Below are 18,154 nucleotides of genomic sequence, written 5' to 3' on the forward strand. Positions count from 1 at the left end.
TTCTAGAAAAGCCCAGAGCGTGTCGGTGATACGACCTGCAGCCTGCTTAGCTCTGTTTGCCGGTTTGGTTTTGATTTCCCTCATACGATTAACTCAGATATCCTAAGTATAGCATTGAATTCAAACTCTACAATGTCGCAACGTTAAGCTAACGATAAACACACGGTTTTCTTATGATCCCAATCACTGCACGCGATGGCCACACGCTTGACGCTTATCTCGCCCATCCTCAGAGCGAGCCACGCGGCGGTATTGTCATTGGCCAGGAGATGTACGGCATTACCAGTTATCTGCGCGATGTGTGTGACTACTACGCCTCACAAGGCTATCTGACCATTGCGCCGGCGCTTTACGACCGGCGCGAGCGCAACCTGGTGCTCGATTACACGCCGGCAGATCACGACCCGGCGCAGAAGATTTACAAAAATTGGAACTGGGAGCACGCGCTCGACGATCTCGATGCGGCGAAAAACATTGTCTCAGAGGCGGGGAAGGTGGCGCTCGTCGGTTTCTGCTGGGGCGGCACGTTAGCGTGGCTCGCCGCGTGCCGGCGCGATTACACCTGTGCGGTCGCCTACTACGGCTCGATGATGCCGGATTTTAGATTGAAATCGGCGTGCTGCCCGGTGATAGCGCATATTGGCACCGACGATGGCACGTTCACACAAGAACGCGTCGACCTATTTCACCAAGCGCAGCCGAAGGTGCCGATCTACATATACGCCGGCGCGGGCCATGGCTTTGATAACCCCAGCCGCGGTAACCGCTACCACGCAGAAGCCTGTAAGCTCGCGCGCGAGCGCACGCTCGAATTTTTGTCCCGGCACCTTGGCTAAAACGACACTCGAACGAATTTCAACCCGGAACACCCTTACTGCCGATAGACTTCCTCCGGCATGTTGAACGCCGCGCCTTCTTTATCGAGCTGTGCTTTGAACATCTGGCGGATGTAAGGGTCTTCGTCGCGGTACTCGATGGTGTTGCCGCCTTCTTTGACGTCGAGGTTCAAGCCGCGCCATTCGACACCCGGTATGCCGGTGACGCGGCGAGGAAAACCGCCGAGAAAGGCGAGCACGCGCAGCGGATCCTTCGAGGCGCCGTAGTGGCCGTGGTACCAACCGGCGGCGCCGGGCGCGGCGCTGACGATGCCGCCGGCTTTGTAGTCTTGTCTGATTACCAAGTCGCCTTTGCCATCTTGCCACGGCGTTGTGCCGGCTTCACCCGGCCAGGTGATCGTGTAGCCTTTGCCGCCCAAACAAACTAGCACCGGGCCGGCTTCATGGTTGTGGCAACGCGAGTAGCGCCCGGGTGCATACTGCGCGATAAAACCCTGGAACGTGTTGCCGGATAAGTTCCAAAAAAACGTGCGGTGGCCGACGCCGCGCTGACCGTCGAGCGGTAGCTCGACGCGATCCGCGTCGGGAATAATATTGCCGTAGTTGCGCGCTCGGCCGTGGCGCGGATCTTTGCCCAACTCCGTGTGGGCTTTGAAATAGTCGGCGCTGCCGTCGTAACGATCTTTGAATTGGTAGGGGTTGTTAAACAGCGAGTCCTGACTTCGATACAGGTGAAAAATCGGCGGCGCGTTGGTTACCCCGAGCAGCAAGGCTGGGCTGGATGTCGCGTTGACAATGCGGTGCCAGGTATTTAACGGCGGCGAAAACAGACTGCCGGCCTGCCATTCGAAGGTTTGTTTCTTATTTGAATCGTCGCTCCAGATCTCCGTCGTGCCGCGCCCTTCGAGCACGTAGAAAATTTCCTCGTACATATGCTTCTCGGCAGTGATGGCGCCCGCGGCAGGTACTTCAATCACATAGATTCCCTGCAGGCCACCGCAGCCGTTGAGTTCAACAAACGCGCCGCGCGCATTCATGCGCGGCCAAGCTGCGAGTGCCAGCTCGCGAATGTCGTAAAAGCCGACCGCGCCGCGATGGATCGGCAGCTTCTGCTCGTCCATGTAAACCTCGTAGGGGCTGGCCGGTCGTATCCAACGTTTGGTGCCGACGAAATCCTCCGCCATGGCTGAAAACCTCCTGTGATCGCTAGATGCTATCACTCAGCGAGCGCTTGAAAGCAAACGATCGCAGCTTAAAGCAGAGCGGCGATACGCTCCGTCGGCGTGGGGTGCGAATAGTGGTAGGCGGAATACCAGGGATGGGGCGTCAAGTTGGAAAGATTTTTAATCGTCAGGTCGACCAGCGCTTCGATCATCGGTTGCGGCGTGTTTAAAGTTTTTTTGGCGAAGGCGTCGGCTTTGTATTCATGCTGGCGCGACAGCCGATTCATTAGCGGCGCCAAGTAGAAAATTAGCGGACCGGTGACGAGACTGAACAACACCAGCGCGGCGTGATTCGATGGCGTCAAACCGAACGCGGCGAAAAACGCCGGACTCTCGCGCAGCAAGCTCAAGACGTAAAGACCGACCAGCAAGAAAATCGTCTGGACGACGAGCATGCGCCGAATATGTTTTAGCTTGTAGTGGCCCATCTCATGGGCGAGCACGGCGAGGCCTTGTTCGCTGGTCATTTGCTCTATCAGCGTATCGAAAAGCACGATGCGCTTAGCTTTGCCTAGGCCGGTGAAGTAGGCGTTGGAATGACCCGACCGTTTCGAGCCGTCCATCGTGAAGATGCCGGTGGTTTTGAAACCGATCTGCTCGGCCAAGCGTAGAATGCGGTCGCGAAATTCGCCTTCTTTGAGCGGCTCGAATTTATTGAACAGCGGTGCGATCAGCGTCGGATAGATCACGATCATGAGCAGCTGAAAGGCGCTGATAAAGGCAAATGCCCAAAGCCACCAATGACTCCCTGTCGCTTGCATGAGCCAGAGAATCACCAACAGAAACGGCACGCCGATGACGAGCCCGACCAGCAAGCCTTTGATTTTATCGGCGACGAATAGCTTGACGGTCATCTTGTTGAAGCCGAAGCGCGCTTCGAGCCGAAAGGTTGAATAGAGCTCGATCGGTAAACCGACGAGTGAAAAGATTGCACCCACGATCAGGCAGAAGGCAATGCCTTGGGCATAGTTAAACAGCGGCAAACGTTCGGTCAGCGCCGCTGCAATCTGGTCGGCCCACGGCAGGATGCCGCTGAAAAGCACGATCAAGGTAACAATGCGGCCGTAGATTTCCGACCAGCGCCCAAAGGCGCCCTTGGCGAGGGTGTACTCGACTGATTTCTGGTATTCGGCGGAGGCGATTTTATCGCGAAAGAAGGAGGGGATTTCTTTGGCCGCCCAGCGGGCGCGCACGTGCCGCAGGTTCAACTCATTGAGGCAAAACTCGACGAAAAACTCGAGCAGAAAAAAGCCGAGAAAGAGCGCGACGATCAGTTGTTCCATGCCAAGAACAACGATTGCGCGGCGCCACTAGGAAAGCAAGTCGCTTTAATGGACCGTCGCGGCTTCGTAATTGAAGACCAGCTTGCCGTCGGCTTCGTCGACTTCGACTTTGCCGCCGTTTTGCAGCCTGCCGAACAGGATCTCGTCCGCCAGCACGCGCTTGATCTCGTTTTGGATCAGCCGCGCCATCGGGCGCGCGCCGAAGGCCGGATCGTAGCCGCGCTCGGCGAACCACTTCTTTGCCTTGGGCGTGAGCTGGAGAAAGACCTTGCGGTCGTTCAGTTGATGATCGAGCTCCATGATGAATTTGTCGACGACGCGCTCGATATTTTCTTGGCTGAGGGAGTTGAAGTTGATGATGGCGTCGAGCCGGTTGCGGAACTCGGGGCTAAACATCCGCTCGATCGCTTCCTTGCCCTTGCCGGCGTTGGATGAGGCGCCGAAGCCGAGCGGCGTGCCGCTCATCTCGCGGGCACCGGCGTTGGTGGTCATGATTAGAATGATATTACGAAAATCTGCTTTCTTGCCGTTGTTGTCGGTCAATGCGGCGTGGTCCATCACTTGGAGCAAGATGTTAAACAGATCGGGATGGGCCTTCTCAATTTCGTCGAGCAACAGCACGGCGTAAGGGTTGCGATTGATCGCATCGGTCAGCAAGCCGCCCTGATCGAAGCCGACATAGCCCGGAGGGGCGCCGATCAGGCGCGACACGGTGTGCTTCTCCATGTATTCGCTCATGTCGAAGCGCAGAAACTCGATGCCCATGATGTGCGCCAACTGCTTGGCAACTTCGGTTTTGCCGACACCCGTCGGCCCGGCGAACAGGAAACAGCCAAGCGGCTTTTCGGGATGGCCCAGGCCGGAGCGCGATAGCTTGATCGTGTTGGCGACCATGTCGACGGCAGAGTCTTGGCCATAGATGACCAATTTTAGGTCTCGTTCGAGGTTTTGCAGCTGTTCCTTATCCGAAGTAGAGACGCTGCGCGGCGGAATCTTGGCGATCTTGGCGACGATTTTTTCGATGTCCTTGGCGCCAATGGTCTTCTTGCGTTTTTCCGCCGGCTGTATTTTCACCGCGGCGCCGACTTCGTCGATGACGTCGATGGCTTTATCAGGCAGCTTGCGGTCGTTGATGTGCTTGGCCGAGAGCTGCACGGCGGCGCGAATGGCGCTACTGCTGTAATGGACGCCGTGATGCTTTTCGTAGTGTGGCTTCAAACCTTCGAGAATTTTAAAAGCCTCTTCCTGGCTCGGCTCCGGCACTTCGATTTTCTGGAAGCGGCGCGCCAAGGCGCGATCTCTTTCGAAATAGCTCTTGTAATCGTGGTAGGTGGTCGAGCCGATGCATTTCAGTTCACCGGAGGCGAGCGCCGGCTTAAGAATATTCGATGCGTCCATCGAACCGCCGCTGGTGGCGCCGGCGCCGACGATGGTATGAATCTCGTCGATGAAAAGAATCGCGTTGGGATGTTTTTTCAGGCCGTTCAACACGCCCTTCAAGCGCGCTTCGAAATCGCCGCGGAACTTGGTGCCGGCGAGCAAGGCCCCCATGTCGAGGGCGTAGATCGCCGCGCTCTTGAGCGCGTCAGGAACTTCGCCTTGGTGGATTTTCAATCCGAGCCCTTCGGCGATGGCGGTTTTGCCGACGCCCGGGTCGCCGACATAGATCGGATTGTTCTTGCGCCGCCGGCAAAGCACATGGATGGTGCGCTCGACCTCGTCGTCGCGGCCGATCAGCGGATCGATGTTTCCGTGCGCGGCTTTCTCGACTAGGTTGACCGTGTAGGCCTCGAGCGGATTGACGCGACGTTGCGACTTCTCCTCGTCGGCGGGCTCCTCTTCGGACTGCGTGGGCTCTTCGGTGGCGCCGGATTTAGAAATACCGTGCGACACGAAATTGACAACGTCGAAACGCGAAATGCCCTGCTCTTCCAAGAGATAAACCGCATAGGAGTCGGGCTCGCGGTACATGGCGATCAGCAGGTTGCCGCCGTTGATCTCTTTTTTCTCTGCCGATTGGGCGTGAATGACGGCGCGCTGCAAGACTCGATGAAAACTTAAAGTCTGCTGCGGTTCTTGATCGTTGCCGGCCGGCAGGGTTTCCAATTGACCGTCAAAAAACTCTTCAAGCGACTTTTTCAGCCGCGTCAAATCACCGCCGCAGCTCGTGATCGCGCTCTTGGCGTCTTTGTCCTGGAGCAAGGCGTACAGTAGGTGCTCCAGGCAAACGTACTCGTGGCGGCGCTGCTTGGCCTCTTTCAGGGCTACGTTCAGTGTGCTCTCTAATTCCTTGCTGATCATTCTTAGGCCTCTTCCATGGTGCAGCGCAGAGGATGTTCATGACGCCGCGCAAGATCCTCTACCAATGTAACTTTGGTTTCGGCGACTTCGTATGTATAGACGCCGGCTACGCCAATTCCTTTTTTGTGCACGTGAAGCATGATTTGAACCGCCTCCGTATGTTCCTTGTGGAAAACATACTGGAGAACCTGCACGACGAACTCCTTGGTTGTATAATCGTCGTTGTGCAGCAAAACTTTGTAGAGAGGGGGCTTTTTAAGCTTCTTCTTGGTTTCTGTGACCACACCGTGGTCAAATTCGTTTTCCCGCCGGCTCATGAAGGGTTGCCTCCCTGATAGCTGTTAGAAATCTAACATGGCCGTAAGCTCACCCGCAATCGTCAAAACCTTGTCGGTTCGAGCGCGCCACTTACCAATGACCGCAGCGATAAACCATCCGTGCACGAAGGTAGCACAGCTATGATATAGTCCACGTGTCTTAGCACTGAACCCGTATCCGCGCATCGTTGCCGGCTTTTTTACTGGGAGGTAACGCCATGCTCTCCAACAAAGTTCACGAAATCATGACGACCCAGCTGACCAGTGCGCCGGTCACCGCGCCGGTGCACGAAGTCTTGCGGCAGATGATCGCCGAAGACGTCGGCCGCATCGTCATCACCGATAACGAAGTGCCAGTCGGGGTCTTTACCGAAAAAGATGTACTCAAGCGCGTGGTTTATCCAGGTCTGAATGGCAAGCAGACCGCGATCAAAAGCGTCATGAGCTCGCCGATCAGAGCCGTGCGGGAAGAGACCCATATCGTCGAGGCATTCAAACGCATGTACCGCGGCAAATACCGCCACCTGCTGGTGCGCGGGCGGCGCGGGAGAATCGTCGGCATTGTTTCCATGCGGCGGATTTTGAAAATTGCCGTGGAGCTAGGGCAGGGCGCCAGTGAAACCCAGACTCTGACAAACATTGCGGCAACGGACGCGGTTTGTGTCGATCCAACGGAATCGGTGGCGGCAACTGTTCAACTTTTGGTGCGTAAAGAGCTGAGCTCGGTCGTGGTCGGCAGCCCGGACGAGCCGCTTGGTATTTTCACCGAGCGCGATGTGCTGAAGCGCGTGGCGCTGGCTGAGTTTGACCGGCGCGCGACAAAGGTCCAAGAGGTCATGACCGCACCGGTGGTGACCCTGCCGGAGACGACACTGATCGGTGATGCCCTCGCCGAAATGTACCGCCGCGATATCCGCAACTTGCCAATGATGGATTCGAATGGACAACTAAGGAGAATCATCTCCATGCCCGATGTACTAAGATATGCCCGTGCTTTTGATGTCGATGAGCAGGTTCGCCGCACCTGGAAAGAGGTTGCCGCCAGCCTCGCTGATGAGGATCAATACACGCCCGGTTAGAAGTGATAATTCTTTGACTTCTAAGGGAGTTATGTTAGCATGGGAGAGTTGCCGAGAAGTCTGAAGGAGGCTGTATTTTGGATACCCCGCTGATAAACGATTTGAGCATCTGCGTTGCCACGGAAAACGGCTCAGGCAGCGCTTCTTCGAACAACATCTTATTCAAAGCGATCTTCAAGATGGGCATCCCTTGCTCGTCAAAAAACATGTTCCCATCAAACATCCAGGGCCTGCCCACCTGGTACCAGATCCGCGCCAATGCCGACGGCTACTTGAGCCGCAAGGACGTGATCGATGTCATGGTCATGTTCAACGACGCCACCGCGGCCAAGGACATCTACCGGGTGCGCGATGGTGGCATCATTCTTTATGACGATTCCACGCCACTTTCGCCGACGCTGAAGCGCGACGGCGTGCAGTACATCGGTTTTCCAGCCAACAAATTGGTTGCCAAGCTGGTTCCAGCCTCGCCATTGCGCGCCAAGCAACGCAACATGGTCTATGTCGGCGCCTTGGCTTACCTGTTCGGCATCGACATGTCGGTGATCAAAGCCGTCCTCGAAGACACTTTTGGCAAGAAGCCGGCGGTTATTGAATCGAACCTAGTTTGCATCGACGCCGGTTATCAATATTGCAAAGAACAAAATTTCAAACAGAACATAGCCCGCCTCGAACCGATCCCCAACGGCAACAAAGGCAAGATTATCACGGAGGGCAACACCGCGGCGGCCATTGGCGCGGTTTACGGCGGCGCTTCGGTGATCTGTTGGTATCCGATCACGCCGTCGAGTTCTCTAGCGGAGTCCATGGAGTACTACCTGCCGCGTTTGCGCAAGCAGGTCGACGGCAAAAAAGCCTATGCCATCGTCCAGGCAGAAGACGAAATCGCTTCGGCAAGCATGATCGTCGGCGCCGGATGGGCGGGCGCGCGCTCGATGACTTCGACTTCGGGCCCGGGCGTTTCGCTCATGAACGAGTCGATCGGTCTGGCCTACTATGCCGAGATTCCCTGTGTGTTTTTCATCATTCAACGCGGCGGCCCGTCGACAGGTTTGCCAACTCGTACACAGCAGGCAGATATCTCGCTCATGTACGGTGCCTCCCACGGTGACACACGCCACATCTTGCTGATTCCCCACGACATGAATTCTTGTTTCGATTTTGCCCGCCAGAGTTTCAACTACGCCGACCGTTTCCAGGCCCCGGTTTTCGTCGCCATGGACCTCGACCTTGGCATGAATCTTTGGTCGTCCGAGCCGCTCAAGTTGAACGCTGAACAGTACGATTGGGGCAAGCGTTTAAGCGCGCAGGACTTGGACGAATGGACCAAAGCCGGCAAGAAGTTCCGCCGCTACTTCGACCAGGACGGCGACGGCATTCCCTATCGCACGGTACCGGGCAACGAAAACCGCCTGGCTTCGTTTTTTACCCGCGGCTCTGGCCATGATGCCGACGCGAAATATTCCGAGGACGAACACGACTACAAGTACATCCTCGACCGATTGAAAAAGAAGCACGACACCGCGCGCAAGTTTGTTCCGAAGCCGATCATCGAAAAAGAGCGGGGCGTCAAGACCGGCATCATTTGCTACGGCTCGAGTTACGAACCCGTCCGTGAGGCGCGCGACCGCTTGAAAGCGCGCGGTTTGAAGACCAACCATATGCTGATCCGCGCGCTGCCGCTGACCAGTGAAGTGCGCGACTTTATCGCCGAGCATGACACGGTCTACCTGGTTGAGCAGAATCGCGATGCGCAAATGGCCGCCATCATCAAAGACGAGATGCCGGAATTGGGCGCCAAACTCACCAGCATTTTGGTTTACAATGGCTTGCCGGTCACCGCAGGCGAAGTGGTGCAGCAGATCTTTGAGGCCGCAAAAACCGCAAAAACCGCTTAGTCAGAATTCATAAGGACAAGACCATGGCAGAAGCAGCAAAAATCAATCGTCTAAACATGACCGAAAAAGAGTACGACGGCGCGCCGTCGACCATGTGCAAAGGCTGCGGCCATGATGCCATCTCGGCGTCGGTGCAGCGCGCGTACTGGGAAAGCAGTATCGACCCGCGCAAGGTCGTCAAGCTGAGCGGCATCGGCTGCTCGTCGAAAACTCCGGCCTATTTCATGAGCCAGTCGTTCGGCTTCAACGCGGTGCACGGCAGAATGTCAGCCGTGGCGACCGGTGCCAACTTGGCCAATCACACGCTGATGCCGATCGGCGTCTCCGGCGACGGCGATACGTCGGCCATCGGTCTCGGCAACTTCTGCCACATGATGCGGCGCAACGTGAACATCACCTACATCATCGAGAACAACGGCGTGTACGGCCTCACGAAGGGGCAGTTCTCGGCCACGGCCGACGTCGGCTCGGTCATGAAAGGTGGCAAGGTCAATGATATTCCGGCCATCGACCTGGCGGAATTGGCGATCACCCTCGGCGCGACTTATATCGCCCGCAGCTTCTCCGGCGACCGCAAACAGCTTGCGCCACTGGTGCAGGGCGCCTTGGCGCATAAAGGCAGCGCGATTTTGGACGTGATCAGCCCCTGCGTGACATTCAACAACCACGAGGGCTCGACCAAGAGCTTGAAGTACGTAAAAGGTCATTTGGATCCGATTCACGACCTCGATTTTGTGCCGCCCTACGAGAATATCGAAGCCGATTACGACGAAGGCACCGACCACGAAGTGAAGATGCACGACGGCTCACGCATCGTTTTGCACAAGCTCGGCAAGGACTACGATCCGACCAACAAAGCCAACGCGATTCAGGCGATTCACGCGTCGATCGCGGAAGGTAAGTTTTTGACCGGCTTGATTTTTTACAATCCTAACCGCAAATCGTTCACCGACGAGCTAGGCCTATGCGATATGCCTCTGGCGGATTTGGGGCAGGACATGTTGCAGCCGCCAGTGGAAGCGCTGGAGCGGATTAACTCGGACTTGATGAAGTAGATTTGTTCTAACCAAAACAAAAAGGCCCGGCAGGAATCATCCTCCGGGCCTTTCTTGTTTATAGGCAACCGAATTCATAGGCCGGGTGCTTTGTCCGGCAAGCTTTTCCAAGTGTCGATGATTTCGTTCGCAGACGCGACCATGCCAAAGTGGCGCCGGATATTATCCAGCGTGCCCAGGTGCAGCTTGGCTTCGTAGGCGGCGGAGCAGTCGTCGATCATCGTTACATAATAGTCGAACATGTAGGCGTCGCGCGCCGTGGTCTCGACGCAGACGTTGGTTGCCACGCCGCAGACCAGCACACTCTGAATGTTGCGGGCTTTTAGGACCGTGTTGAGATCGGTGTTGATAAAGGCGCTGTAGCGGTGTTTGACCACCACCCGCTCGGTGGGCAGCGGCGCGATGCCGTCGTAGAACTCGGCACCCCAGGTCCCCTCGCGGCAGGTGCTGAGCCCGCCTTTTTGTGAGCTGCGATAGATCCACGACGGCGTGTCGGTCCATTCGCTGTGCGTGGTGCGGATGTAGACGATGGTCAGGCCAATGCGCCGGGCTTCGTCGATCAAGCGCGTAAGCGGCGTCATGATCGCCATCGCCGCGCTGACGTCCTCGCCGCGCTTGCCGGCGCTGCCGTTGGGGCTGCAGAAATCGTTCTGCACATCGACGACGATTAGCGCCGCATTTTTCGGATCACAACGCTCTTTCAAAGTGCGTAAGACATCCATACAACCTCGGCTTCAAAATCCGAATTTGACAATTGTCCATTTTCCATTATCCATTTTCAATTGTTCTTAGTGGTCGTGTTTCCGCGCTAACCCGCCATGACCCATCTTCATAATCTCATTGCGGGTGATCTTTTCGCCGGCGATCAGGCGCGGCAGGAGCGCATCGAAGGCAGTAAACGGATCGTGGAGCACGCAGCCGGACAAGCCCATGACCGGCGTGTCGCCGAGATAAGCCATCAAAAACATCGAACCCGGCAACACCGGGAAACCATGGGTTTCCACCTTCGCGCCGCTGCGGCGAATGCCTTCCGGCGTTTTGTCGTCCGGATCGACGGACATACCGCCGCTCACGAGAATAACGTCCGCGCCCGCCTGCTTCGCATCCTTGATATGTCCGGCGATAACGTCCGGATCGTCAGGCGCGAGCTTTACGGATTCAACGCTCGAGCCAAAGTCCCCAACTTTTTTGCTCACCACCGGGCCGAAGCCGTCTTTAATCCTGCCGGTAAAAACCTCGCTGCCAGTAACCACCAGGTGAATTTTCTTCGCCGGCATCGGCATGATCGCAACAATCGGTCTGCCTTTGCAGAGCGCTTCGGCTTTCTGCACCAGCTCTTCTTTTACGACGACGGGAATGGTCCGCGTGCCAGCTACCACGGTTCCTTCACGCACTGGCCGGTCGCCCGGCAATGTTGCGAGCATGAGGTCGCCCAGCGAGTTGAATTGATAGAGCAGCTCGCCGTCCACTTTAAGCAAACCACCCATGGTCGCGACGAGATTGATGCGCCCCTCGCTCGGGTCGGTCAGTTTCAAGTTGGCGCCAGCCGCAGCTTTTGCCAAACGCCGCGCCGCGTCTTCTTCATGCAGCTCATCTTTCTCCAACTCCATGATGTAAATGTTGGCTTTGCCGACGTCTAGCAGCTTCGAGACATCTTCTTGGCGAATGATGTGGCCGCGACGAAACGCGGGGCCTTTGTGCTTGCCGGGGATGATCTCTGTGATGTCGTGGGCCAGCGGCATCCCGACCGCCTGTTCAACGGGAATGACTTTGAGCATTAATGATCTCCGTCGTGAGAATTTCTAAATCTGGTAATCTTGGATTCTATATCACGCCAAATGGTTTTCCAGCACTGCGCCAGCCAAAAATCGGTTGACTCGCTGATACAGCTATTATAGATACTGATACACTTTTTATACCATGAACGCGCCACTGGAAGCACGCTGGCTTTTACTGATTCATCAGCTGCCGCCTAAGCCGGCCTATTTGAGGGTTAAGATTTGGCGCCGTCTGCAGCGGCTCGGCGCTGTGCCGGTGAAAAACGCCGTCTACGCCTTACCCAAAAACGAACAGACCCAAGAAGATTTCCAATGGGTGCTGCGCGAGATCGTTCAAGCCGGCGGCGATGCTTCGCTTTGCGATGCTCGATTTATTGAGGGAATTAGCGACGATCAACTAGAACAGTTGTTCCGTTGCGCAAGGGAGGACGATTTTCAGCAGATTGGCAAGCAAGCCGCGCGCATCGCGGACCGGGTGTCGAAGAAGCGCAAATGGCCGGCTGATCAGAAGCGAGCCCTGGCCGTAGAATTGGAGCGGCTGCAAAAACGGCTGGCGGAAATTGTCGCCATCGATTTCTTTGGCGCTTCGGGACGCGACGCTGCCGAGCGGCAGCTCTTTGCCTTGGGCGCGCGCTTGCATGAGCCTGGCGATGGCGCGACGGCGGCGAAAGCGAAGCGGCCTATCCAAGACTTGAAGCGCCGCACCTGGGTGACGCGTAAAGGCATTCACGTGGACCGCATGGCTAGCGCATGGTTCATTCGGCGTTTTGTCGATACGGAGTCTCAGTTCAAGTTCGTTAACGCCAAAGGGTACCAACCCCAACCCGAAGAGCTGCGCTTCGACATGTATGAGGCGGAATTTACCCATGAGGGGGACCTGTGCACTCTTGAGGTCCTGTTCGATCGCGTCGACGTCAAAGACCCGGCCGTCCGAAAAATCGCCGAGATCGTCCACGACATCGATTTGAAGGATGGCAAGTTCGGCCACGAAGAAACCGCGGGCATCGACCGCCTGATTGCCGGCGTGGCCATGGCGCACAGTGACGACGAGGCGCGCCTGGCCCGCGCCATCGCGCTATTCGACGACTTGTACGAGTATTTTAGACGCAAAAGCAGATGAGAGGAGGAAATCATGCCGTACGAAATCAAACCGCTTTCCTGCGACCCAAAGAATCTCCAGGGCCTGTCGGAAAAACTTGTCCTGAGCCACTACGAAAACAACTACAAAGGCGCGGTCAATCGGCTTAACGCGATCACGGCGCAGCTTGAAACGCTCGATTTCGCCACCGCCCCCGTGTTCGTCATCAACGGCTTAAAGCGCGAAGAGTTGATCGCCAGCAATTCGATGATCCTCCATGAGCTCTACTTCGACAGTCTCGGCGCCGGCGGCGCGCCGGCCAGCGCGTTAAGAAACGCTCTTGCGCAAGATTTCGGAAGCGTCGAGAAATGGACGGCGCAGTTTACCGCAATGGGCAAAGCCCTCGGCGGCGGTTCCGGATGGGTGCTGCTCACCTACTCTCATCGCGATAAGAAACTCCTTAACCAGTGGGCCGCCGATCATTCTTGCAGTTTAGCCGGCGCGACACCCATCCTTGCGCTCGACATGTATGAGCATTCGTATCACATCGATTTCGGCGCCCAGGCGGCTGCCTACGTCGACGCCTTTATGGCCGACATCAACTGGGATAACGTCGCTCGTCTGTACAGCGCGAAAACCAGTTCTTAGATCGAAGGGGTTAAAATATGTCGCTGGCGGAATTGGTTCGTTATTTTCTCTATCTCGGAACCTTTGGCTTTGGCGGACCCGTCGCACTCGTCGGCTTCATGCACCGCGATCTAGTCGACAAACAAAAGCGGATCACCGAGGACACCTACAAATTGTCTTTGGCTTTAGCCCAAATCATGCCTGGTCCGCTCGCAGCGCAAACTGCGATCGCGATTGGTTACTTCGAAGCCGGCATCGTTGGCGCGACGTTGGCGGGAATCGCTTTTATCCTGCCGTCTTTCCTGATGGTCGTAGGTATCTCACTGGCTTATGTTGCCTATGGCGGACTGTGGTGGATGCAGGCGTTGTTCTATGCGATCGGCGCCACCGTGATTGCCATCATTGCCATCTCGGCCTACAAGCTTGCTCGTAGCACCAACAAAAAGGACCCGCTGCTTTGGGGAATTTTTGTTATGTTAGCCGCCGTCACCGTGTGGGCCCAAGCCGAACTGGCCGAGTTTTTCATTCTTGCCGGCTTGGCGATTCTCTTGATACGCGCCTGGCCCGGGTGGAGAAACGCCATCATCGTCACGCTGAGCTGCTTTGCATTGGGTTTGCTTATCTGGTTGATCGGCTCCTCGGTTGCGGCAAGCGGCGCCGCGGGTAAATCGGAAAACCTGCTCGGGCAAATTCTTTGGTTTTTCACCAAGGCCGGGGCGTTTGTCTTCGGCAGCGGCTTGGCGATCGTGCCGTTCTTGCAGCAAGGGGTGGTGCAGCAGTTCGGTTGGCTCAACAATCAGCAATTTCTTGACGCGGTCGCTGTGGCAATGATCACCCCGGGGCCGGTGGTCATTACCGTGGCATTCATCGGTTTTCTGGTGGCCGGCTTGGCGGGATCGATCATGGCCGCCATCGGCATCTTTCTGCCGGTCTACGTTTTTACGATTGTGCCGGCGCCGTGGTTCAAGCGCCACCGTGACAATGCGCAGCTCAAAGCGTTCGTCGACGGCGCCACCGCGGCGGCCACCGGCGCGATCACCGGCGCGGTCATTGTCCTAGCGACGCGCGCGATCATCGACATTCCGACGGCCGTGATCGCGCTCGTCAGTTTAGTTATTTTGTGGAACTACAAGATTCCCGAGCCGGTGATCGTTTCCGTCGCCGCTCTGATCGGATTGGTGCTCTTCCCAATTTTTCATTGAGTGCGTTCATTCCAAATCATACGCCACGCCCAATTCCGTCCCGACGTCGCGGAGTCCTTTGAGCACCGAGCTGTGCAGCGGCACACCGTGCTCGCCGCGCTCGTCGGCGGTTTCGAACTCGATCTCGCCGGCGACGTAGACCCGCTCCTGGCCGGCAATCGGAGTGGTGGATTTCAAATCGCGAATCAATCGATCCATGTCGTTTTTGAATTCGGCCGCAGGGCGGAAAGTATCGACTTTAATGGCGCCGAAGAAGTGGCCGCGCGGGTCCTGGTCGGCGTTCAACGCCGTGATTGTTCCGGACAAAACTCCACACAAGATTTCGACAAGAATGCCGAGACCATAGCCCTTGTGACTGGCGCCCTCGCGCGTGCTGCCGAGTGGCAAGAGCTTGCGGGCTTTCTGCGCGACGCGCGGGTCGTTGGTGTTTTCGGCTTTTTCATCGAGCGCCCAGCCATCGGGAATCGGGTTACCTAACCGAGCGGCCAATTCCAACTTCCCGGCGGCGGCGGTGTTAGTTGCCATGTCGAGCACGAAAGGCCTTTCTCTATTGGTTGGCACGGCGAAGGACATCGGATTAGTGCCAAACTTCGGATCGCGGCCAAAGGTCGGCACGACGAGCCGGCTCGCGTTGGTCATGGCAATGCCGATCATATCGTGCGGCAGTGCCATCATCGAATAGTAGGCTGACATACCGTAGTGGCGAGAATTGCGCACGCTGACCATGGCAACGCCGGACTTCTTGGCTTTGTCGATGGCGATCTCCATCGCCCGATGACCGACGACCATGCCCATGCCTTTGTCGCCGTCGATCAGTGCCGACGACGGGCTTTCGTTAACGATGCGGATATTGGGCTTGGGCGTCATCGATCCTTCTTTGAGCCATTGCACGTACCACGCACTAGGTTGAAAGCGGATGACGCCGTGGGTGTCGACGCCGCGCAGGTCGGAGGCGACCAATACCCTGGCGGCGATCTCTGCATCGGCGGCGGAGACGCCGAGCTTTTCAAAATTGCGGCTGACGAAGCGCGTAAGTTTTTTATGATCGACCCTGGTCATCCCTGTAGTATCGGTTGCCATGAAGTCCTCCGATTGAGTTATGGCTGCACAACTATCGTTGGACCGGTTTGCTGTCAAACTCCCTTGACGGTGTCTGGAGGTTTGCCTATCTTACGCTGGCCTTCGAGATTGACGGAGTGGTGGAGCAATGGAGTATTGGGCCGCACCGAAAGAGGAGTGCTAATGAGAAAAATCTTCGCAATATTGGTCGCGCTGCTGCTGACGCCGGTTTTTGCGTTGGCTCAGCCGCTGGAAAAAATTCGCGTCGCCCGCTCGTCAGACTCGGCGACGGAAGCGGCGCTCTGGTTCGCCAAGGATGCGGGCTTGTACGAGAAACACGGTCTGTCGGTCGAGCTGCTGCGCCTGTCCGGCAGCTCGCTGGTGGTCAGCACGATGCTCTCCGGCGAAATGCCTTTTAGCCAAATCGGCGCCGCTGCGGTGATCGACGCCAATCTCGCCGGCGGCGATTTGGTGATCATCACGACGCTAATCAAGAACTTCGTTTACTACATCTATAGCCGCCCCGAGATTCAGACTGTCGGCGATTTGAAAGGCAAAGCGATCGGCGTCACGCGCTACGGCGCCAATTCCGATTTTGCCGCGCGCTTCGCCGTCACCAAATTTGGCCTGCAGGCCGACAAAGACGTAACGTTCCTGCAGACCGGCGGGCCGGCCGAGAGCGTGGCGGCTTTGAATGGCAATCGCATTCAAGCTGTGCCGCTCACCGCGCCGGCAACTATTCGAGCGCGCCAATTGGGTCTGCGCGAGATTCTCGATGTCTCGAAGCTCGAAGCCAACTTTCCATTTAACGGCATGGTTGCCACGCGTAGCTATCTGCGGACGAATGCTCCCACTGTGCGCAAATTTCTCATGGCGCAGGCCGAAGGTGTGGCCCTCGCCAAACGTGATGCCAACTTTGCGAAGAAGGTAATGGCGAAATATTTTCGCAACGACGATAAGGAACTGCTAGAGGAGAGCTACAACTGGATCGTCAAGCAGAACTACACCTTGCCAAACTATCCAGCCTTGGCTGGGTTGAATACGATTCTGAAGGCCACCGAGGCACGCAACCCCAAGGCGAAAACCGCCAAGCCGGAAGATTTCGTCGATGCGCGCTTCGTGCAGGAGTTGGACAAGAGCGGGTTTTACAAGGAGTTGGAGTCAAGGTGAGCGATGGCGGTGATTTCGAATTAGTCGTCTTCTCGTTGTCGCGGGGAAACGCCAAAACTAGATGCCGGCCTGCGCCGGCATGACGTACAGTGGTTCAGTCAATTAAGTGGAGGCCTGCGAGATGCGTCGAGTCCATTCCAGTCTACCGCTATCGCTGTGCTTGCTGTCCCACTCGCTAGCGGCGTCAATTGCCAGTACCGCCGAACTCCCTGTCGTTCGCATCGCCCACGGCGCCTTCAGTGAGAAAGTCGCCGCTCTTTGGATCGGCGCCGAACAAGATCTTTTTCGCAAACATGGCGTCAATCTTGAGGTCATCAATATTCGCAGCGGAGCGCAGACGATGGCGGCGCTGGTCTCGGGCGACATTCAAATCGCCTACACCATTCCTGGTTCGGTAGTAAGCGCCGTCACCAGCGGCCTCGACGTCGCCTTCTTTGCCGGCATTGTCAATCGCGCCGATGGCGACTTCATTGGCAATCCGAGTATTCGCAACGCCGAAGACCTCAAAGGCAAACGCATCGGCGTGCAAAGCATCGGCGGCGGCGTCTGGTCCATGGCGATGATCATCGTGGGCCGAGTTTTGAAGGGTCGTCGACCGCCCAGATAACTGTGTGAGCATCAACAAGCAGCCTCACCCGTCGTACTCCTTGAATTCGTCGAGCGGAGCATCGAAGTCAGGAGCCATATGGTTCACTGTACCCCTTAAGCTACCGAGCTTTCGTTGTGCTCGCGTCGCCTCGGCAGGAACCAAGCGAGCAACCGGCTGGTTCTTTTCCGTAATTATGATTTCATCGCCGGGCTTAAGCTGGTGGATCAACTCTGAGAGTTTCGCTTTTGCCTCATCAATCGACACAGCATTCATGGTTGCCCCTCTTATTCGGCCGCTCATTTCGGATTCTGCGCCCTCAGCTACCACGCCTGACAATCAGCCAAACATTGATATATATCGTAGGCGCGTTCGGGGCGAATGGCGCCCAATTTCGCGCTCTCCATCACCTGGTCGCTCTCTTTCGATTGGCTCTTGATACCTTTTTTCTTGGCGGAATCTTACCCGCGCTCGATAGCGTGCGTTGTCCTTCCTGCGATAAAGCCGCGCCGTGAAGAGTGTTTGGCGCGCTTACCGCCAGGTGGGTTTTTCATCCGTCAGCAAAATTTGACATCCCTCCCGGTCCTGCGATATAGCTCCGACTCATAGAAGAAAAGGGCGTTTACAAATCCTATCCATTCCGGCGACTTCGGTACAGGAAA

General features: G+C 56.6%; 17 protein-coding genes. 9 read left to right on the forward strand and 8 right to left on the reverse strand.

From position 1 onward, the window contains the following. The first annotated feature begins 173 nt into the window (after positions 1 to 173). On the forward strand, positions 174 to 836 hold the full coding sequence (locus tag FJ145_03615) for a dienelactone hydrolase family protein (GenBank protein MBM4260510.1): 663 nt from the start codon (positions 174 to 176) through the stop codon (positions 834 to 836). 35 nt (positions 837 to 871) lie between these two features. Here the strand turns inward: FJ145_03615 and FJ145_03620 are convergent, their stop codons facing one another. From FJ145_03620 to clpS, 4 genes are all read right to left on the reverse strand, one after another. Then, a complete protein-coding gene (locus tag FJ145_03620) occupies positions 872 to 2,020 on the reverse strand; it encodes a cupin domain-containing protein (GenBank protein MBM4260511.1) in 1,149 nt (382 codons plus the stop codon). Positions 2,021 to 2,088: 68 nt separating this feature from the next. Beyond that, the gene (locus tag FJ145_03625; GenBank protein MBM4260512.1) at positions 2,089 to 3,342 is read right to left on the reverse strand and encodes a M48 family metallopeptidase; all 1,254 of its coding nucleotides are present in this window, start codon (positions 3,340 to 3,342) and stop codon (positions 2,089 to 2,091) included. A gap of 45 nt (positions 3,343 to 3,387) precedes the next feature. Next, entirely contained in the window at positions 3,388 to 5,643 is a 2,256-nt protein-coding gene (gene clpA / locus FJ145_03630) for an ATP-dependent Clp protease ATP-binding subunit ClpA (GenBank protein MBM4260513.1), read from the reverse strand. 2 nt (positions 5,644 to 5,645) lie between these two features. Further along, positions 5,646 to 5,960, reverse strand: coding sequence for an ATP-dependent Clp protease adapter ClpS (gene clpS, locus FJ145_03635; protein ID MBM4260514.1), 315 nt, complete (start codon positions 5,958 to 5,960; stop codon positions 5,646 to 5,648). Between the two features lie 218 nt (positions 5,961 to 6,178). On the opposite strand from clpS, the gene FJ145_03640 reads away from it, so the two are divergent. The 3 genes from FJ145_03640 to FJ145_03650 all read left to right on the forward strand — a co-directional run bounded on the left by FJ145_03640 (position 6,179) and on the right by FJ145_03650 (position 9,992). Further along, on the forward strand, positions 6,179 to 7,039 hold the full coding sequence (locus FJ145_03640) for a CBS domain-containing protein (protein ID MBM4260515.1): 861 nt from the start codon (positions 6,179 to 6,181) through the stop codon (positions 7,037 to 7,039). 74 nt (positions 7,040 to 7,113) lie between these two features. Beyond that, the gene (locus tag FJ145_03645; GenBank protein ID MBM4260516.1) at positions 7,114 to 8,937 is read left to right on the forward strand and encodes a 2-oxoacid:acceptor oxidoreductase subunit alpha; all 1,824 of its coding nucleotides are present in this window, start codon (positions 7,114 to 7,116) and stop codon (positions 8,935 to 8,937) included. Positions 8,938 to 8,960: 23 nt separating this feature from the next. Next, positions 8,961 to 9,992, forward strand: coding sequence for a 2-oxoacid:ferredoxin oxidoreductase subunit beta (locus tag FJ145_03650; protein MBM4260517.1), 1,032 nt, complete (start codon positions 8,961 to 8,963; stop codon positions 9,990 to 9,992). Positions 9,993 to 10,066: 74 nt separating this feature from the next. Here the strand turns inward: FJ145_03650 and FJ145_03655 are convergent, their stop codons facing one another. After that, positions 10,067 to 10,714, reverse strand: a complete 648-nt coding sequence (locus FJ145_03655; protein ID MBM4260518.1) for a cysteine hydrolase — start codon at positions 10,712 to 10,714, stop codon at positions 10,067 to 10,069. Positions 10,715 to 10,780: 66 nt separating this feature from the next. Continuing rightward, on the reverse strand, positions 10,781 to 11,770 hold the full coding sequence (locus tag FJ145_03660; GenBank protein MBM4260519.1) for a molybdopterin-binding protein: 990 nt from the start codon (positions 11,768 to 11,770) through the stop codon (positions 10,781 to 10,783). Between the two features lie 142 nt (positions 11,771 to 11,912). On the opposite strand from FJ145_03660, the gene FJ145_03665 reads away from it, so the two are divergent. Genes FJ145_03665 through FJ145_03675 form a run of 3 tightly spaced genes read left to right on the forward strand, consistent with a single transcriptional unit; the run spans position 11,913 to position 14,677 of the window. Continuing rightward, entirely contained in the window at positions 11,913 to 12,890 is a 978-nt protein-coding gene (locus FJ145_03665) for a chromate resistance protein (GenBank protein MBM4260520.1), read from the forward strand. Positions 12,891 to 12,902: 12 nt separating this feature from the next. After that, entirely contained in the window at positions 12,903 to 13,496 is a 594-nt protein-coding gene (locus FJ145_03670; GenBank protein ID MBM4260521.1) for a superoxide dismutase, read from the forward strand. 17 nt (positions 13,497 to 13,513) lie between these two features. Then, complete coding sequence (locus FJ145_03675; GenBank protein ID MBM4260522.1) at positions 13,514 to 14,677, forward strand: chromate transporter; 1,164 nt, start codon at positions 13,514 to 13,516, stop codon at positions 14,675 to 14,677. Between the two features lie 6 nt (positions 14,678 to 14,683). On the opposite strand, the gene FJ145_03680 is transcribed toward FJ145_03675, so the two are convergent. Next, a complete protein-coding gene (locus tag FJ145_03680) occupies positions 14,684 to 15,736 on the reverse strand; it encodes an Ldh family oxidoreductase (GenBank protein MBM4260523.1) in 1,053 nt (350 codons plus the stop codon). Between FJ145_03680 and FJ145_03685 the strand changes: the two genes are divergently transcribed. Beyond that, complete coding sequence (locus FJ145_03685; GenBank protein ID MBM4260524.1) at positions 15,719 to 16,906, forward strand: ABC transporter substrate-binding protein; 1,188 nt, start codon at positions 15,719 to 15,721, stop codon at positions 16,904 to 16,906. The genes FJ145_03680 and FJ145_03685 overlap by 18 nt on opposite strands. Before the next feature lie 121 nt (positions 16,907 to 17,027). After that, on the forward strand, positions 17,028 to 17,513 hold the full coding sequence (locus FJ145_03690) for a hypothetical protein (protein ID MBM4260525.1): 486 nt from the start codon (positions 17,028 to 17,030) through the stop codon (positions 17,511 to 17,513). Between the two features lie 24 nt (positions 17,514 to 17,537). Here the strand turns inward: FJ145_03690 and FJ145_03695 are convergent, their stop codons facing one another. Further along, complete coding sequence (locus FJ145_03695) at positions 17,538 to 17,795, reverse strand: type II toxin-antitoxin system Phd/YefM family antitoxin (GenBank protein ID MBM4260526.1); 258 nt, start codon at positions 17,793 to 17,795, stop codon at positions 17,538 to 17,540. Between the last annotated feature and the right edge of the window lie 359 nt (positions 17,796 to 18,154).

The sequence above is a fragment of the Deltaproteobacteria bacterium genome, from assembly GCA_016874755.1.
Taxonomy (GTDB): Bacteria; Desulfobacterota; Binatia; order UBA9968; family UBA9968; genus DP-20.

Excerpts from the sequence above, each read along its gene's own strand:
- FJ145_03615 (MBM4260510.1), top strand. The coding sequence starts at position 174 with ATGATCCCAATCACTGCACGCGATGGCCACACGCTTGACGCTTATCTC.
- FJ145_03620 (MBM4260511.1), bottom strand. The coding sequence starts at position 2,020 with ATGGCGGAGGATTTCGTCGGCACCAAACGTTGGATACGACCGGCCAGC.
- FJ145_03625 (MBM4260512.1), bottom strand. The coding sequence starts at position 3,342 with ATGGAACAACTGATCGTCGCGCTCTTTCTCGGCTTTTTTCTGCTCGAG.
- clpA (MBM4260513.1), bottom strand. The coding sequence starts at position 5,643 with ATGATCAGCAAGGAATTAGAGAGCACACTGAACGTAGCCCTGAAAGAG.
- clpS (MBM4260514.1), bottom strand. The coding sequence starts at position 5,960 with ATGAGCCGGCGGGAAAACGAATTTGACCACGGTGTGGTCACAGAAACC.
- FJ145_03640 (MBM4260515.1), top strand. The coding sequence starts at position 6,179 with ATGCTCTCCAACAAAGTTCACGAAATCATGACGACCCAGCTGACCAGT.
- FJ145_03650 (MBM4260517.1), top strand. The coding sequence starts at position 8,961 with ATGGCAGAAGCAGCAAAAATCAATCGTCTAAACATGACCGAAAAAGAG.
- FJ145_03655 (MBM4260518.1), bottom strand. The coding sequence starts at position 10,714 with ATGGATGTCTTACGCACTTTGAAAGAGCGTTGTGATCCGAAAAATGCG.
- FJ145_03660 (MBM4260519.1), bottom strand. The coding sequence starts at position 11,770 with ATGCTCAAAGTCATTCCCGTTGAACAGGCGGTCGGGATGCCGCTGGCC.
- FJ145_03665 (MBM4260520.1), top strand. The coding sequence starts at position 11,913 with ATGAACGCGCCACTGGAAGCACGCTGGCTTTTACTGATTCATCAGCTG.
- FJ145_03670 (MBM4260521.1), top strand. The coding sequence starts at position 12,903 with ATGCCGTACGAAATCAAACCGCTTTCCTGCGACCCAAAGAATCTCCAG.
- FJ145_03675 (MBM4260522.1), top strand. The coding sequence starts at position 13,514 with ATGTCGCTGGCGGAATTGGTTCGTTATTTTCTCTATCTCGGAACCTTT.
- FJ145_03685 (MBM4260524.1), top strand. The coding sequence starts at position 15,719 with ATGATCGACCCTGGTCATCCCTGTAGTATCGGTTGCCATGAAGTCCTC.
- FJ145_03680 (MBM4260523.1), bottom strand. The coding sequence starts at position 15,736 with ATGACCAGGGTCGATCATAAAAAACTTACGCGCTTCGTCAGCCGCAAT.
- FJ145_03690 (MBM4260525.1), top strand. The coding sequence starts at position 17,028 with ATGCGTCGAGTCCATTCCAGTCTACCGCTATCGCTGTGCTTGCTGTCC.
- FJ145_03695 (MBM4260526.1), bottom strand. The coding sequence starts at position 17,795 with ATGAGCGGCCGAATAAGAGGGGCAACCATGAATGCTGTGTCGATTGAT.